Here is a 15,775-nt window from a genome sequence, read left to right on the forward strand (position 1 = left end):
CCCAAAAGTGGAAAGCACGAAATCGATCTTAAGCCGGATTCGCAAGCTGGAACTCCGCACGCGGCGGCTGGTGAACGAGAGTTTCGCCGGCTCGTATCATTCCGTTTTCAAGGGACGCGGGATGAATTTCGACGAGGTGCGGCAGTATCAGGCCGGCGACGAAATCCGCTCCATCGATTGGAATGTGACTGCGCGCACCGGCGAGCCGTACATCAAGAAATTCACCGAGGAACGTGAGCTCACCGTCATGCTCGTGGTCGATGTCAGCGCATCGGGCGTCTTCGGCAGCGTGGAAAATTCCAAGCGCGATCTCTCGGCGGAAGTCGCTTCCGTGCTGGCCTTTAGCGCGATCCGCAACAACGACAAAGTCGGCTTGCTCCTCTTCAGCGAAGGCGTGGAACTCTTCATTCCGCCGAAAAAAGGCCGCACCCACACGCTGCGTTTGATCCGGGAAATCCTCTTCTTCGAGCCGAAACAACGCGGGACCGATCCGCGAGTCGCGCTGAATTACCTCAACCGCGTGCTGACCCGGCGGGCCGTCGTTTTTCTGCTCTCGGATTTTCAAACGGAGTCCTTCGAGCGCGAACTTTCCGTCACCAGCCAGCGGCACGATCTCATCGCGCTGGCTGTGGTCGATCCGCGCGAGGAGGAATTACCCGACATCGGACGCGTCACGCTGGAGGACGCCGAAACGGGCGAACAAATCGAGGTTAACACGTCGGATCGTCGGGTGCGCGAGGCGTTCCATTCGAATGCAACTCAAGTCTGGCGCGACTGGCAGGACATTTTTCGCGGGAAGAAAATCGACTCAATCCGCCTGCGCACGGACAAAGATTATTTGCCCGCGCTGCGGCAGTTTTTCAAAACCCGCGAACGGAGGGCCGGCTTCCGATGAAATGGTCGCCTTTTCCAGGGAGCGCACGCGTCTCGCGTGTTCCCTTTTGCGTCTCGCGAAAGGGCCGGTTCTCGCCATCGGACGAGACGTCCGCAGGAACACGCGGGACGCGTGCGCTCCCGGGGATTTTTCTCGCCCAGGCCACGCTGCCGCCGGAGTTCAAGCCGTTTGCGGGGCGCTACGACATCCCGTTTCTCCCGCTCTGGGCGGTGATCGTGCTGACGGTTTTGGCGACTTTGATCGTGGTCGCACTCGTTTGGTGGCTGCGGAAACGCTGGAAACACGCCCACACGCCGCCTCCGCCGCCACGTCAGGCCGCACTCGATTCGCTCAACGCGCTCCAGCCACACATCGACACCGATGCGCCGTCGGAGTTTACCGTGGAAGTCGCCTCGGTGCTGCGCCGGTTCGTGGTGGGTCAATATGGAATCCCGGCCACGCGGCAGACGTCGCAGGAATTCCTCCAATCGCTTGCGCAATCGGCCACTTTCAGCGAGTCGGATCAGACTCTGCTGAAGTCGTTTCTTGATAAAAGCGACCTCATTGAATTTGCCAAACTCCAGGCCACCAGCGCGGATAATCGCGAACTATGGGACAAGGCGCGGCAGTTCGTCCAGGGAGGTCAAACGCCGTGAAACCACTGGAACTCGGCTCTGGGCTGGCCATCATCCAGCCGCTCTTTTTGCTACTCTTGCTCCTCATCCCCGTGCTCGCCTGGTTGCGTGGGAAACGTGGCGGCTCGGCGGCAGTCATTTACTCGTCCACAAACCTCGTTCGCACGCTCGGGCAAATGCGCAAGTCGCGCGCCGGAGCCTTTCTCGCGACTTTGACCGCACTCGGACTCGCCTCATTGATCATCGCGCTGGCCCGTCCGCAATGGGGCACCTCGCGCACGGAAACACAGGCGAGTGGCATCGACATCATGCTCGCCATCGACGTTTCGCGCTCGATGTTGTCGGAGGATTTCACTATCGGCTTCAAGCGCGCCAACCGCTTGGAGGCCGTGAAGCAAGTCACGCAAAAGTTCATCACCGGACGCCCCAACGACCGCATCGGGCTCGTCGCGTTTTCGGGCAGGCCCTATCTCGTGAGCCCTCCCACACTCGACCACGACTGGCTCATCCAGAACCTCGACCGCGTCCGCATCGGTATGGTCGAAGACGGCACCGCCATCGGATCGGCCATCGCTTCGACCGCGAGCCGATTCAAAAACAAGGACGCCAAAAGCAAGCTCATCGTCCTCCTCACCGACGGCGACAACAACGCGGGCCGCGTTTCGCCCATCACCGCCGCCGAGGCCGCCGGCACGCTCGGGATCAAGATTTACACCATCGGCGCAGGGACGAACGGGATCGTCCCGTTTCCCTTGCGCGACGGATTTGGGAACATCACCTACGCCAACGTGATGATGAAATTTGAAGAGGAGGGCCTCAAAAAAATCGCCGAGATCAGCAAGGGCGCCTACTTCCGCGCCGCCGACACGAAGTCGCTCAACGACGTTTTTGACAAGATCGACAAGCTGGAAAAGACGACCATCGAGACGAAGTTGTATCGCAATTACCGGGACCTGTTTCCGTGGTTTTTAGGGGCGGGTTTCATTCTAATCGCAGTGCCTTTCTTATTAGAGCAAACGATCTGGAGGCGCTCGCCATGATCGGGAAGATGAACCTTGAAGCCGCGAAACGGCAGATTTCCCCTCGAGTTGCACTTGGGAACGCACTTGTCTGGGTAGCTGTGCTGCCGGAACGCGCAGAAGTCTTTGGGCCGTTGGGTTTAAATCGAGCTGCCACTGAAGTGCCAGCAGGCGGTGCAACTGCCGGGACAAGCCCGTTCCCAAGTGCAACTTGGGAACGAGGAGGCACCATCACCGAGAGCCCGGTCGGCATGGGGAAGTCCTCTGCAATGCATTGGAACTCGAATGAAAGGCTTGCGGCATGAATTTTCCCGTCACATTTGCCACGCCGCTCTGGTTTTTTGCGTTGCTGCTCCTGCCGCTGCTCGCGGTGTTCTATTTTCTGGCCGAGAAACGCTCCGAGAAACGGCTGGCGCAACTGATTGCTCCCAAACTCCGCCCGGTGCTGCTCCAGGGCATCTCGCGGGGGAAACGGCTCGCGCGGTTTGCCCTCACTCTGCTCAGTCTGGCGGCGTTGATCGTAGCGCTGGCTCGTCCGCAAGCCGGTTTTGAAACGCAGGAGGTGAAGCGCAAAGGCCGCGATGTCGTGGTGGCGATCGACACGTCGCGCTCCATGCTGGCCGACGATGTGACTCCCAATCGACTCTCCCGCGCGAAACTGGCGGTGCAGGATTTATTGCGAATACTCGAGGGCGACCGGGTGGCGCTGGTGGCGTTTGCCGGGACGGCGTTTTTGCAGGCACCGCTGACGATTGATTACAGCGCGGTGCAGGATTCGCTGGAGGAAATCGACACGACGATCATCCCCAAGGGCGGCACGAATCTAGCCGCAGCGATCCAGGTGAGCCTGCAAGCGTTTGGCAAGGCGGAGGGGGCAAACAAGGCGCTGGTGTTGTTTACCGATGGCGAGGAGTTGGACGCGGATGCGCTGAAAGCTGCCGCCCTGGCGAAGGCGGCGGGCGTGCGGATTTTTACGGTCGGCGTGGGGTCGAGTGCGGGGACGATGATTCCGATCCAGGAGAACGGCACGAGCACGTTTGTGCGCGATGACTCGGGGCAATTTGTGAAGACGAAGCTGGATGAAAGTCGCCTGAAGGAGATCGCGGCTGCGGCGGACGGCTTCTATGTTCACCTCGAAAACGGGTCGAATGCGGTGCAGACGCTATTGAACGACGGCATCCAAAAGCTGGAGCAGCGCGAGGGGAGCCAGTTTAGCTCGCGGCGGCCGATTGAACGCTATCAATGGCCGCTGGGTCTAGCCATTGTGTTGTTTGTGCTGGCCCAAAGTCTGAGTGATCGCAAGGTGTCGCGACGTGCCGCCGGAGTGGCATGCGCATGGCTGGCGCTGCTGCCGATGGAGAGAGCGCAGGCGGTGGAGTTTCAGTTCTTTGACCGCGATAAACGGGCGTTTAACGAGGGCTGGGAGGCTTATAAAAAGGAGAAGCCCGAGGACGCGCTGAAATCGTTTGGCAAGGCGGCCACGAGCCCGGACCGGGATGTGCGCAAAAAGGCGGAATACAACGCGGCAAATTCGTTGTTTCTAATCGGCAAAGACAAGCTGGAGAAGAATCGCACGGAGGCCATCGCGGACTGGAAGGAGGCGATATCGCATTACAATGAGGCGCTGAAGATTGACTCGAAATACGACGACGCCAAGACGAATCGTGACCTCGTGGACAAGCTGCTCAAGGAGGACGAAAAGAAAAAAGAGGAGCAGCAAAAGCGCGACGAGAAGGACAAGAAAGATCAGCAGGACCAGCAGCAGGATCAGGCCAAGAATGATCAGAAACAGGACGGCAAAGATTCCAAGGATCAGCAGAAGAAGGACGCCGACCAGAAACAAAACCAAGGCCAGCCCAAGGACGATAAAAACGGCAAGAACGGACAGAACAAACCCGATCAAGTGCCGCAATCGGGCGATCCGAAGCAGCAGAAAAAGGACGGTGAAAAGCCCGACAAAGCCGACGCGATGCCCACCCCCGGCGAGAAAAAAGAAGGCGAGTTAAAGGCGAATCAGGGCGATGAAAAAAAGGATGAGCCGAAGGAAGGTCAGATCGGCGAGGCCGAAAAACCCGAGCAAGAGCAGGATGGCAAAATGAGCCAGCAACAAGCCCGCGCCCTCATCGAAGCGATGCAAGGCGAGGAGGAACGCGTGAATTTGCGCGAGCAAGCCAGAGAGGCTCCCGTGGCGAAAGATTGGTAATTTCAATGAACAGCGCAACGAACCACATTTCCCCGGCAGCGCACGCGTCTCGCGTGCTCTTTGAGGTGTCTCGCCTCAAAGCTCTTCCATACCATCGGACGAGACGTTCGCTGGAACACGCGAACCGGCAGATCGCCTCGCCAATATTTACCCACCGAGGCAAACGCGTGCGCTCCCGGATCGCCTTCCTGCTCGTGGCGCTTCTCCTATTCATCCCGTTCGTCCACGCCGAGAACGCCAGCGTCACGGCCAACGTCTCCTCCACCTCGACCACTGCGGACGAGCCGATCCGGCTCACGATCACCGTCACCGGCGCACGCAACGCCAACATTCCAGCCCACATCGAGGCCGACGGGCTCGACATTAATCTCCAGGGAAAAAGCCAGCGCTTCGAACTCAGCAGCGGCTTCGGCGCAACCATGTCCACCGTCCTGACCTATCTCGTGACCCCGCAGAAAGCCGGGAAATTCACCATTCCAGAGATCACATTGGAGACCGGCGGCCAGAGTTACACCACGAAACCCATCGTGATCACCGTCGAAAAAGGCGCGGGCGGCAATTCCGCCAACTCGTCCAACGCAGACGACGACGGCTCGACCACGCCGAAGATTTTCGCCGAATTGCTTCTGCCCAAGGACACGGCCTACGTCGGCGAGATCGTCCCGGTCGAGGTGCGGTTTTACTTCGACAGCTCGATTACGTTCCAACTCAACCCTCCAGGACAATCGCCGCAGATCGACGGCGAGGGATTTTCCAAACTCCGCTTCCCGCAGGCGCGGCTCGAGCAGAAGACGATCAAGGGCCACGACTTTCGCGTGCTCATTTACCAGACCAGTCTCGTCGCGGCGAAATCGGGCGACCTCACCGTCGGTCCGTCTTCGCTCAACTTCGTCGTCGGCATGCCGCAGAAACGCCGCCAGCGCAGTCCGTTCGACGATCCATTTGGCGGCGATCCCTTTGCCAATTTCTTCGGAAACCAGCGCGTCGAACGCGAAATGACCCTCAGTTCCGACCCGAAAACGCTCCACATCAAGACGCTCCCGTCGCCGCGTCCAGCCGGGTTTGCGGGCGCTGTCGGGCAATTCACCATGACCGCCTCGGCCAAGCCCACGACGGTGAAAATCGGCGACCCGATTACTTACAACTCCGTCATTTCCGGTCGCGGTAACTTTGATCTCGTCACCGCGCCGACCCTCGCAAGCACCGACGGCTGGCGCACGTATCCGCCGACCGGCAAGCTCGTGCCGACCGATGAAATGGGCGTTTCCGGCGACAAAAGTTTCGACATGGCGATCATCCCCGAGCGCAAGGCAGCGCAGTTGCCGGAAACGAGTTTCGTTTATTTCGACCCGGCGCAGGAGAAATATATCACGCTGAAATCGCCGCCCATTTCCGTGCAAGTCGAGGGCCAGGCCATCGTCGCCGCGACGCCAGTTCCATCGAAATCTGCCGCACAATCGACTCCAACTCCCCTCGCTTCGACTGCGGAATCCGATTTGCCTCCGGTGAAAACGGCGCTCGCCACCGAGATCGGGAGTTTCATTCCCCTCTGGCAGACGCGCACTTTCTGGATCTGGCAAAGCCTGCCGCTGCTCCTGCTCGGCGCGCTGGTCTGGCCGAAGATCGCCGCCGCCCTCGCGCCGGACACCACCGAGGCCACGCGCCTGCGGTTGACCAAGGAAAAAACCGCCCTCGCCACGCCATTGCGCTCGGCTGATCCCGTAGTTTTCTTCCCCGCCGCCGCGCGCCAACTCGAGATCACCGCCGCACTCGCCGGGCTGCCCCATGCGAGTTCCAGTGAAATCCTCCAGTCGCTCGGGTTTGCCAACGACGAGGCGGAGACAGTCCGGGAGATTTTTGCCCGCCGCGACGAGCTGGCTTACGGCGGAGGGCGCGGCGGCAAAGAACTCACGACCGAGTCCCTGCGCCGTTTTCAAAACGTCCTTTCCAAATGAACCTGCTCCGCCTCTGCCTCGTGCTCCTGATGGGAATGCAACTCGCCTCGGCGATCACCGCCGACACTTTCGCGACCGCCAATGAAGCCTACAACAAACGCGATTTCGGCTCGGCGATCCAGACTTACGAAACCCTCGTGCGCCGAGGCGAATATCGGCCCGAGATTTTTTACAACCTCGGTCTCGCCTACGAAAAATCCGCCAACCCGGCGCACGCCATTCTCAGCTACGAACGCGCCCTGCTGCTCGCGCCCGGGTTCGCCGACGCGCAGCTCCGGCTCGATAGCCTGAGCGGAGTTCCATCGCATTGGTGGGAACGCCTGCCGCGCCTGGGGAGCCGTCTCAGCGTGATTGCGATCGCAGTCGCCTCGTGGATTTTTCTGCTCTCGCTCGTGGCTCAATGGCGCGTGCTCGGCGGGACGCGTCACCTCTGGAGCATGACCGCGATTCTCAGTCTGCTGGCGCTCGTCATCGCTGCGACGAGCTTCTATCTGCGCGACTGGCCGCTCGCCTCGCCGGACCGGGCGATCGTCTTGAAAAATGAGAAACTACGCTCAAATTTCACCGCCAGCAGCCCGTCGATTCTCGCGCTCCGACCGGGGCAGGCGGTCGAGATCACAAGCGTCAACGGCCCGTGGACTGAATGCCGGCTGCCCGACCAAACCCTCGGCTGGATTGCCAGCGAATCCCTCGAGCGCGTCGTCCCGAGAACGTAAATTTCCCCCGCGTCCGCTGGCGACTCGGTTTGCGTTTACTGGCTGGAAAGCGCCTCTGCCCGCCGGGTTCAATCCTTCTCAATTTTCCCTCGATGATCCCGCAACTCCCTTGGAAAACCTCGCTCGTCGCGCTTTGCAGCGTGCTCGCATGGGCGTTCCCCGCTGAGGCCAAGGATACGCCTCTGCCCGCCTGGGTGGCAAAGGTGCATCCGCCGAAACCGGGCGCGTTTCCACTGCCGGTGGCCACCGAGTTGCATTACACTGGCGGCTGGTCGGGACTGGTCGCGGGGCACGTGACGATTCTTTTTTCCCACGATGACAAGCTGCAAACGCTCCACATGACCGGCGGCACAAGCGGCGTGGCGCGCAAGATGTATCCGCTCGACGCCGAGGCCACGGAACAGTGCGATGTGGAGACTTTGTTACCGGTGAAAAACCAGATTTCGGAAACGTATTCCGACGAAAAACGCCAGACGACGCTGCAATTTACCACGGATCGCGTCTCCCGGATTCGCACAACGAAGCCCGCGCGGAGCGACGACGGCAAGCCGAAAATCCTCCGGCTGCCGAACGTATTTGACCTGCAAAGTTCGCTCCTGCTCCTCCGCAGCCAGCCGCTTCAGACCGGCGATAAAATCATTTTCCTGAGCTACGCAACGGCCTCGCCTTACGTCGCGCAAGTCACAGTGCTGGAAAAGGAAAAAATCACCGTCCGCGCGGGCACTTTTCCGGCAATCAAGCTTCATCTCGACCTCGCCGGAATGGACAAGCACCTCGCCTTGAAGCCTTACTCCAAAGCCCGGAACGTCACCGCGTGGATTAGCGACGACGCCGACCGCAATTTCCTGAAATTCAGCGCCGACCTGCTCATCGGCTCGGTCTTTGTGGAGCTGGACAAGTGAGGCCAGCGGTGAGGTTTCGTTTCCTTGTTTACTGCGAGATAGGGCTCGGCAGGTAATTCGGAAACGGCTGACGGCGGGTAGATTTTGTCCTACGGGATTGACGGTTGGCTGAATGGTTCGCCGACAAGTTCCGACGGTAACGACGCGTGGAGCGACGGATAACCGATATATTCCGCCGGTATTTGAAGTGGGGAGGTTCGGTCCCGGAGGAATTCCGACGGTATTGAGACTGTGACCAGCAGTTCGCCGACAAGTTCCGCCGGTATCACGAGTTGGGTCGTTAGGTAACGGACAAATCCCGACGGGATCGGCCTTGTTCCTCACGGGAAGAGTGGTTATTCCATTCGTATGGAACTCGAATCTACCGCAGCCGCCGCCCAACCCGCCTCAGTGGCCTTAAATGAATTGAAGACGATGGCTGCGCTCGCCAATGACATTCGCTGGCAAGCGATGAAGATGATGTCCGACGGTTCCACCCTCACAATCACCGATCTGGCACAGGTGATGAACATGGGGACCGACGGCGTGGGCAAACACCTGATCGTCCTGCGCAATGCCGGCGTGGCCGAGTTTGCCTACGGAGAAGACGCCCGGTTTAATGTCTATTCGATTCCCAAACGGTTTCTGCGCGAACCGGGTGTCGTCGATTTCGGATTTTGCACTTTGCGGTTTCCTACTCCCAAAAAGCCTGAATGAAGCTCCACGAAATTTCGAGTTTGGGATAATGGATTTCATCGCCTGAGAGTGGGATTGCACCGCGTGATCTTCGAATATGAAATGATCGAGGATGCGCGAACCATCACCTGCGTCTTCGCCGGACCTCGCAAATGGATCTACGAAGTTTTCCAAAGCAGGCTGCTGGAATAAATAAGCATATCTCCGGTCACAGAGCGTGAATTGTTGTTACGCCTTGCCCGCAAATTGCGGGACGAAGACTTGCCACTAAGCCTATTTCGAATAGACTTTCAGTGATGATAAAGCTCAACGCGGCAATCAAATTCGACGGCACATGGTTTGTGTCGCGTTGTCTCGATTTGCCGGTGACCTCACAAGGAACAACAGCGGAGGAAGCCAGGATGAACCTCGCTGAAGCCATCGAGCTCTACATCGAGACTTGGGGTTCGGATGAATTGGAAACCTCGGTCGGCGAGCCTCAGCTAGCCACGGTGGAAGTCACTGTATGAGCCGTTTGCCAGATGTTTCTGGCGCGGAACTCGTTAAAGCTCTCGGAAGGCAGGTTTCATCATCCTTCGGCAAACGTGAAGTCACCTATCTCTGGAATAAACGGATTCCACTGGCCACGGGCGAACGGTCATTCCCATGCATCGCGAAATCGCGCGCGAACTTTGCACGACATCCTCGAACAAACGGGATTAACACCTAAAGATTTGCGCACTCTCCTCTGAGTGGCAATTACTGCCAAATGGATAGGAAAACACAAATCATCCACTCTTTACTAGGGACAGCTCTCGGCGACTCATTAGGGCTACCTTCGGAGGGAATGAGCCCTGCGCGCATCAGCAAGAGATGGAAATCTCCATTGGAGCAGAGATTTCTCTTCGGACATGGGATGCTAAGTGATGATACAGAGCATACAATTTTTTCCTCGCAGGCATTGCTATCATGCGGAGGTGATCCGAAGGCTTTTCAAAAGAGGCTGGCAGGGAAATTGAGATGGTGGTTCGCGGGTCTTCCCGCAGGAATTGGCCTAGCTACAGCAAAAGCTATTATTAAGCTGTGGATTGGGTTTCCTCCCGGTCGCAACGGTGTCTATTCCGCAGGCAACGGACCAATGATGAGAGCGCCGATCCTTGGGGTGTATTTCGCCTATGACAGCCAGTTGCGTATGGCATTTGTAGAGGCTTCCACGCTTTTAACGCATACCGATTGCAAAGCGGTGGAAGCGGCGATGATGGCTGCGGATTGTGCCGCGTTCGCCGCCGGTGGAGAGTTGCGGGCGGATGTAATTCTAGCACGCATGAAAGAGATAGGGGTGTCACAGGAATGGGATCATCCAATGAAACAAATCCGAAAGGCTCTCGCAGAAGGATCGGAAGCGCGGCCGTTTGCAAATGGCATGGGATTTTCCAAAGGAGTCTCCGGTTATGCGGTTCATACGATGACGATGGTCCTGTTTATCTGGCTGCGGCATCGCGGAGATTTTAGTATAATTATCAGCGAGGCTATTGCATGCGGCGGAGATACCGACAGCGTGGCCGCGATCGCAGGAGGAATTGCGGGAGCAGAAGCGGCGGCCTTCAATCCGAACTGGCTGAACAAGCTTTCTGACAGACCTTACACTGTGGACTACATCACTCGCCTCGGTGCTGCCTTGGAAGGGTCTGAAGGTGGCAATGCACCTGCCGTTGCCAACTACCTCATCCTTCCCCGTAACCTCCTCTTTTTCGTCGTTGTGTTGTTTCACGGTTTTCGCAGAATTTTTCCACCTTACTAACCATGCATCCGAAGCCCAAGCGGTTTGACATAGCTCTGCTTATCCTGTCTTCATTAGCACTGTTGTTAGTATCGTGGTTCCGGTGGGTTCCCATCGACTTCACAGAAACGTGCGGTTTTGTGACGGGTGCAGTTTGCGTCTGGCTGGTCACGCGTCAAAACATCTGGAACTGGCCGATCGGTCTCGCGAATAATCTCTTTTTCGGGTTTGTCTTCTGGCGGACGAGGCTGTTCGCGGACATGGGATTGCAGGGCGTCTACCTATTCCTCGGGATTTGGGGCTGGTGGCAGTGGTTGCACGGCGGGAGGAATCATTCGCGTCTCAAAGTTACCCGCGCGACCCGGAATGAATGGATCGGTATCGCGGTGTTCTTGATATTCGGAACGTGGGGATTGCGGGAATTATTGACAGCTATCAATGGAGCCGCGCCGTTTTTGGACTCTCTAACCACCACGCTCTGCCTGGCCGCGCAATATTTGCTTTGCTTGAAACGAATCGAAAACTGGTGGCTTTGGATCGCGGCGGATCTCATCTATGTGCCATTGTATTTCCAAAAACACCTACCCCTCACGGCGGTGCTTTACGCAGGCTTCATCGTGCTGTGCGTGATCGGGCTTTACCGTTGGAAAAAGGAACTACACATTTCTCCGCCATGAATCCGCAAAAGGAATTCGGCCTCGGCGTGGTGATCGGAAAATTCCTGCCGCCTCATCTTGGGCACCATTTTCTCATAGATACCGCACTTTTGCGATGTGCGGTGGTGGTCGTCATTGTATGTGAAAAACCTAGCGATCCGGTTCCTGGAAATCTCCGGCAGGAATGGCTTCAGGAAATGCATCCCGCTGCCGATATCCGTCTGATCGATGACCGCTACGACGAAAACGACTCGCGTGTCTGGGCTGCAAATACAATCCGCTGGCTGGGCCGTGCGCCGGATGTGGTTTTCACTTCCGAGCAATACGGTGATGCCTACGCCGCGCACATGAACTGCCGCCATGTCATGGTCGATCACGCGCGCCAGACAGTGCCGTGCAGTGGAACGATGGTTAGGAATAATCCGTTAGATCAGTGGGAGCATCTGTCATCGCCGGTCCGTGGCTGGTATGCGAAACGGATCGTGGTGCTCGGCGCGGAATCCACTGGCACGACAACTCTCGCTCAAGCATTGGCGGAACATTTCAAAACAACTTGGGTCGCCGAATACGGACGCGAATACAGTTTTGAAAAACAAGTGCGGGGCGAGACGGAATGGAAGACGGATGAATTTCATGAAATCGCACAAGAGCAAACATGCAGGGAAAATCTAGCGGCCCGGGAAGCAAACCGCTTCCTTTTCTGCGACACGAACGCCTTTGCCACAACTTTATGGCACCGTCGCTACATGGGCTTCCATTCGCCTTTACTGGAAGAGTTTGCACGACATGGACGGGTCGATTTGTATATTCTCACTGGCGATGAAATCCCTTTCGTCCAAGACGGTCTGCGTGATGGAGAATTCATTCGACATGAAATGCATTGTTGGTTCGAGGATGCCCTTTCCCGGCAGTGCGCACCATTTGAAATAGTGAGAGGATCAGTGGAAGAGCGGCTCCGTCAAACAATCGAAACCTGCCGCCGTTTATTCCAAGGTGAGGGAATAGTGACAGGTGTTTCCAATGCATTTTGGGGCGGGAAAGGTTAGTGCGAAGTCGGGTGTCGGAGTAGATGCTGGTGTGGGATTGTGCAGTGGGTAAGAATGTTTCCCAGTGTTTGACGGGGAGGTTGGCCGAACCAACAGCGCGGAATATGAGTTGCACACGCTGGTGGCCGAGAAGGCGGAATTGCTGGAGACGGTGATTGGCAAGCAGGTCACGTAAATCGAAGCCGAGATTGCTCGGATGAAAGACGAGGAGGCGAAGCTGGAGCGGGAGATTGGGGAGTTGAGCGGGTAGGGACACTGATACCGATTGCCGGGGAAGGGAAATTTTATATCGTGCAGGTATGTTGCGCGTTGAAGCCTCCATCAATGAAACGGGTGAGGCTTCAATAGGGGAATGGGCGCATCTTGCGCATTCGCTGGCTGGATTACATCGGGAACTGGCGGACTTCCATGCCTTTGGGGCGAAGACGGCGGTGACGGAAACGAGTGGCGGTGTGCCGGTTTATACGAATGAGTTTTGGACGTCGAAGCAGCGGGCGGCCCATGCGCTGCACGAGATTTCGTATCGGGCGTGTTTTAAGCCGCAGTTGCCGCGTTTTTTTATCGAGCGGCTGACGCAGCCGGGTGAGTTGGTCTATGATCCGTTTTTGGGGCGGGGGACAACGGTGCTGGAGGCTGCTTTGCTGGGCAGAAGGGCTGCGGGGAATGATGTGAATCCGCTCAGTCGCATTTTGGCGGAGCCACGGCTGCGTCCTCCGTCATTGGAGGCGATCCGCGAGCGGCTGGCGGCGGTGGATTGGTCGGCCCAGTCGGAGGAGGAGCCGGGGACGGAGGACTTGCTGGTTTTCTATCATCCGGGGACGTTGCAAGAGCTGATGGCGCTGCGGATTCACCTGCAAAAGCGAGTCGAGTTGCAGTCGAATGACGCGGTGGACGACTGGATTCGCATGGTGGCGACGAATCGGCTGACGGGACATTCAGCGGGATTTTTTTCGATCTATACGCTGCCGCCGAATCAGGCGGTGAGCGCGGCACGCCAGCGGAAAATCAATGCGAATCGCAGTCAAACGCCGCCGCGTCGGGATGTGGCCGCGATCATTTTGAAGAAATCCGCGTCGCTGCTGCGCAATGGAGGCGTGCCCGAAAGAACGTCGGGACGTTTTTTCACCGGATCGGCGATGGCGCAGAGTCCACTGGAAGTCGGCTCGGTGTCGTTGGTCGTCACGTCGCCGCCATTTCTCAATATGGTGGATTACGCCGGGGATAACTGGCTGCGCTGCTGGTTTAATGGGATCGATCCGGGGCAACTGGCGCTGACGCAGAGTCGATTGAAAGTCGATTGGAGCGCTGAGATGACGCTCTGTTTCCGGGAACTCGCCCGTGTGGTCCGTCCGGGCGGGGCCATCGCCTTCGAGGTTGGGGAAATTGATCGGAGTCGCATTCAAATGGAGGATTTGGTCATCCCCGCCGCCGCTGCAGCCGGGCTCCACCCGCATCTGGTGCTGGTGAATGCCCAGGAGTTTACCAAGACGGCGAATTGCTGGGGCGTGAGCAATCAGACGAAAGGGACCAATACCAATCGCGTCGTGCTTCTCGGGAAGACCTAATCGCAATGGAGTACTAGCACTTTTGCGGGGATTTCCCTGGGAAAACCCACGCGAAAAAATATTTCAGAAATGCACTTGCGAGGCCTTTTAGGTGTGGCATTATCTGGGCCTCACAAATCGCTGGTTGACCCGGCGAGGAGCGGTGAAAAAGATTTTCAAAAGAAGTTTTTGACACCGTGTGAGAGACGATTAAAGTCGTCATCCCGCAGCGAGCCGGGAGTCACGAAAGTGGCGCTGCTAGCTAATCGCTGGTTAATCCCGGCGAGGAGCGGTGAAAAAGATTTTCAAAAGAAGTTTTTGACACCTTCCAAACAACGATTAAGGTAACTGCCCGACAAGCTCGGGACGCTGCAAAAAGCAGCGACGTTCTTTAACTTTGGGACTTCAAATTGCACTCAATTTTGTCCCGGCCTAAAATGGCAAGCGTGGGTGGAATTGCTGCAAAGCAACTCTTCCAAACAATTGAAATTTAGTCCGGTGCTAAGGTTGAGTTTTTTTGTCGCCTGATGTCTCGTGAAAGCGAGAGCTAAAGAACTTGGATATTTGATAATTTGATTCTGAAATTTTCCTGATGCGGAAATTCAGAACGGTCAATAAACAGCAAAAATTGAATTGTGCGTTATACGTCACATTCTTTGATAATAAATATTTAGAGTCTGTCTGAAGAGGCAGGCTCGACCGAACAAACCCAAGTTATTCGTCAGCGGGTAACTTGGTTATTAATCAGGTCAGAAAATTTGTTGAGATTAGCGTCTCAACGCAAACTTTTTTCGGAGAGTTTGATTCTGGCTCAGAACGAACGCTGGCGGCGTGGATAAGACATGCAAGTCGAACGGGTTTAGTTTTGTAGTAATACAAAATTAGGCTAGTGGCGCACGGGTGAGTAACACGTGAGTAATCTGCCGAGAAGTGGGGGATAGCTTGCCGAAAGGCAAATTAATACCGCATGTGATAGCAATATTAAAGTCGGGGTAACCTGACGCTTCTTGATGAGCTCGCGGCCTATCAGCTTGTTGGCGGGGTAACGGCCCACCAAGGCTATGACGGGTAGCTGGTCTGAGAGGACGACCAGTCACACTGGAACTGAGACACGGTCCAGACACCTACGGGTGGCAGCAGTCGAGAATTTTTCTCAATAGGGGAAACCCTGAAGGAGCGACGCCGCGTGGAGGATGAAGGCTTTCGGGTCGTAAACTCCTGTCATTAGGGAACAATTGTCAGCGATTAACTGTCGCGGACTTGATAGTACCTGAAGAGGAAGGGACGGCTAACTCTGTGCCAGCAGCCGCGGTAATACAGAGGTCCCAAGCGTTGTTCGGATTCATTGGGCGTAAAGGGTGCGTAGGTGGTAGACTAAGTCGGATGTGAAATCCCAGGGCTCAACCCTGGAACTGCATTCGATACTGGCCTGCTCGAGGACTGGAGAGGAGATTGGAATTCATGGTGTAGCAGTGAAATGCGTAGATATCATGAGGAAGACCAGTGGCGAAGGCGGATCTCTGGACAGTTCCTGACACTGAGGCACGAAGGCTAGGGGAGCAAACGGGATTAGATACCCCGGTAGTCCTAGCAGTAAACGGTGCACGCTTGGTATGGGAGGATTCGACCCCTTCCGTGCCGGAGCTAACGCGTTAAGCGTGCCGCCTGGGGAGTACGGTCGCAAGATTAAAACTCAAAGAAATTGACGGGGGCCCGCACAAGCGGTGGAGTATGTGGCTTAATTCGATGCAACGCGAAGAACCTTACCTGGCCTTGACATGTATCTCTAAG

13 protein-coding genes and 1 rRNA gene are annotated in these 15,775 nt (G+C 56.8%); all 14 read left to right on the plus strand.

The genetic code is table 11. From position 1 onward, the window contains the following. Window positions 1–7 precede the first annotated feature (7 nt). Window positions 8–895: a DUF58 domain-containing protein gene (locus ABIT76_14875; protein MEO7934432.1), complete on the plus strand. Its 888-nt coding sequence runs from the start codon at window positions 8–10 to the stop codon at window positions 893–895. Continuing rightward, the gene (locus ABIT76_14880; protein MEO7934433.1) at window positions 892–1,530 is read left to right on the plus strand and encodes a DUF4381 family protein; all 639 of its coding nucleotides are present in this window, start codon (window positions 892–894) and stop codon (window positions 1,528–1,530) included. The genes ABIT76_14875 and ABIT76_14880 overlap by 4 nt, the downstream gene beginning before the upstream one ends. After that, window positions 1,527–2,549 carry a VWA domain-containing protein gene (locus ABIT76_14885; GenBank protein ID MEO7934434.1) on the plus strand — a complete coding sequence of 341 codons (1,023 nt, stop codon included), beginning with the start codon at window positions 1,527–1,529 and terminating at the stop codon, window positions 2,547–2,549. Before ABIT76_14880 ends, ABIT76_14885 begins: the two co-directional genes overlap by 4 nt. Window positions 2,550–2,829: 280 nt before the next feature. Beyond that, complete coding sequence (locus ABIT76_14890) at window positions 2,830–4,731, plus strand: VWA domain-containing protein (GenBank protein ID MEO7934435.1); 1,902 nt, start codon at window positions 2,830–2,832, stop codon at window positions 4,729–4,731. 5 nt (window positions 4,732–4,736) lie between these two features. After that, on the plus strand, window positions 4,737–6,686 hold the full coding sequence (locus tag ABIT76_14895; protein MEO7934436.1) for a BatD family protein: 1,950 nt from the start codon (window positions 4,737–4,739) through the stop codon (window positions 6,684–6,686). Continuing rightward, complete coding sequence (locus tag ABIT76_14900) at window positions 6,683–7,402, plus strand: tetratricopeptide repeat protein (protein MEO7934437.1); 720 nt, start codon at window positions 6,683–6,685, stop codon at window positions 7,400–7,402. The genes ABIT76_14895 and ABIT76_14900 overlap by 4 nt, the downstream gene beginning before the upstream one ends. A 92-nt stretch (window positions 7,403–7,494) precedes the next feature. Next, window positions 7,495–8,304 carry a DUF3108 domain-containing protein gene (locus ABIT76_14905; GenBank protein MEO7934438.1) on the plus strand — a complete coding sequence of 270 codons (810 nt, stop codon included), beginning with the start codon at window positions 7,495–7,497 and terminating at the stop codon, window positions 8,302–8,304. A gap of 348 nt (window positions 8,305–8,652) precedes the next feature. Then, the gene (locus ABIT76_14910) at window positions 8,653–9,000 is read left to right on the plus strand and encodes a hypothetical protein (protein ID MEO7934439.1); all 348 of its coding nucleotides are present in this window, start codon (window positions 8,653–8,655) and stop codon (window positions 8,998–9,000) included. A gap of 275 nt (window positions 9,001–9,275) precedes the next feature. Further along, window positions 9,276–9,488 (plus strand): type II toxin-antitoxin system HicB family antitoxin, encoded by a 213-nt coding sequence (locus ABIT76_14915; GenBank protein ID MEO7934440.1) that lies wholly within the window; start codon window positions 9,276–9,278, stop codon window positions 9,486–9,488. A 239-nt stretch (window positions 9,489–9,727) separates the two neighbouring features. Continuing rightward, the gene (locus ABIT76_14920) at window positions 9,728–10,759 is read left to right on the plus strand and encodes an ADP-ribosylglycohydrolase family protein (GenBank protein ID MEO7934441.1); all 1,032 of its coding nucleotides are present in this window, start codon (window positions 9,728–9,730) and stop codon (window positions 10,757–10,759) included. A gap of 2 nt (window positions 10,760–10,761) precedes the next feature. After that, a complete protein-coding gene (gene pnuC / locus ABIT76_14925) occupies window positions 10,762–11,415 on the plus strand; it encodes a nicotinamide riboside transporter PnuC (GenBank protein MEO7934442.1) in 654 nt (217 codons plus the stop codon). Further along, window positions 11,412–12,440: an AAA family ATPase gene (locus ABIT76_14930; GenBank protein ID MEO7934443.1), complete on the plus strand. Its 1,029-nt coding sequence runs from the start codon at window positions 11,412–11,414 to the stop codon at window positions 12,438–12,440. Before pnuC ends, ABIT76_14930 begins: the two co-directional genes overlap by 4 nt. 299 nt (window positions 12,441–12,739) lie before the next feature. Then, window positions 12,740–14,005 carry a DNA methyltransferase gene (locus tag ABIT76_14935; GenBank protein ID MEO7934444.1) on the plus strand — a complete coding sequence of 422 codons (1,266 nt, stop codon included), beginning with the start codon at window positions 12,740–12,742 and terminating at the stop codon, window positions 14,003–14,005. A 767-nt stretch (window positions 14,006–14,772) separates the two neighbouring features. Next, a 16S ribosomal RNA gene (locus ABIT76_14940) occupies window positions 14,773–15,775 on the plus strand; the annotation flags it as partial.

Source organism: Chthoniobacterales bacterium, assembly GCA_039930045.1.
GTDB lineage: Bacteria > Verrucomicrobiota > Verrucomicrobiia > Chthoniobacterales > DASVRZ01 > DASVRZ01.

What these genes read in the sequence shown, in the direction of transcription:
- ABIT76_14880 (MEO7934433.1), top strand. Translation starts at nt 892, where the DNA reads ATGAAATGGTCGCCTTTTCCAGGGAGCGCACGCGTCTCGCGTGTTCCC.
- ABIT76_14890 (MEO7934435.1), top strand. Translation starts at nt 2,830, where the DNA reads ATGAATTTTCCCGTCACATTTGCCACGCCGCTCTGGTTTTTTGCGTTG.
- ABIT76_14895 (MEO7934436.1), top strand. Translation starts at nt 4,737, where the DNA reads ATGAACAGCGCAACGAACCACATTTCCCCGGCAGCGCACGCGTCTCGC.
- ABIT76_14900 (MEO7934437.1), top strand. Translation starts at nt 6,683, where the DNA reads ATGAACCTGCTCCGCCTCTGCCTCGTGCTCCTGATGGGAATGCAACTC.
- ABIT76_14905 (MEO7934438.1), top strand. Translation starts at nt 7,495, where the DNA reads ATGATCCCGCAACTCCCTTGGAAAACCTCGCTCGTCGCGCTTTGCAGC.
- ABIT76_14910 (MEO7934439.1), top strand. Translation starts at nt 8,653, where the DNA reads ATGGAACTCGAATCTACCGCAGCCGCCGCCCAACCCGCCTCAGTGGCC.
- ABIT76_14915 (MEO7934440.1), top strand. Translation starts at nt 9,276, where the DNA reads ATGATAAAGCTCAACGCGGCAATCAAATTCGACGGCACATGGTTTGTG.
- ABIT76_14920 (MEO7934441.1), top strand. Translation starts at nt 9,728, where the DNA reads ATGGATAGGAAAACACAAATCATCCACTCTTTACTAGGGACAGCTCTC.
- pnuC (MEO7934442.1), top strand. Translation starts at nt 10,762, where the DNA reads ATGCATCCGAAGCCCAAGCGGTTTGACATAGCTCTGCTTATCCTGTCT.
- ABIT76_14930 (MEO7934443.1), top strand. Translation starts at nt 11,412, where the DNA reads ATGAATCCGCAAAAGGAATTCGGCCTCGGCGTGGTGATCGGAAAATTC.
- ABIT76_14935 (MEO7934444.1), top strand. Translation starts at nt 12,740, where the DNA reads ATGTTGCGCGTTGAAGCCTCCATCAATGAAACGGGTGAGGCTTCAATA.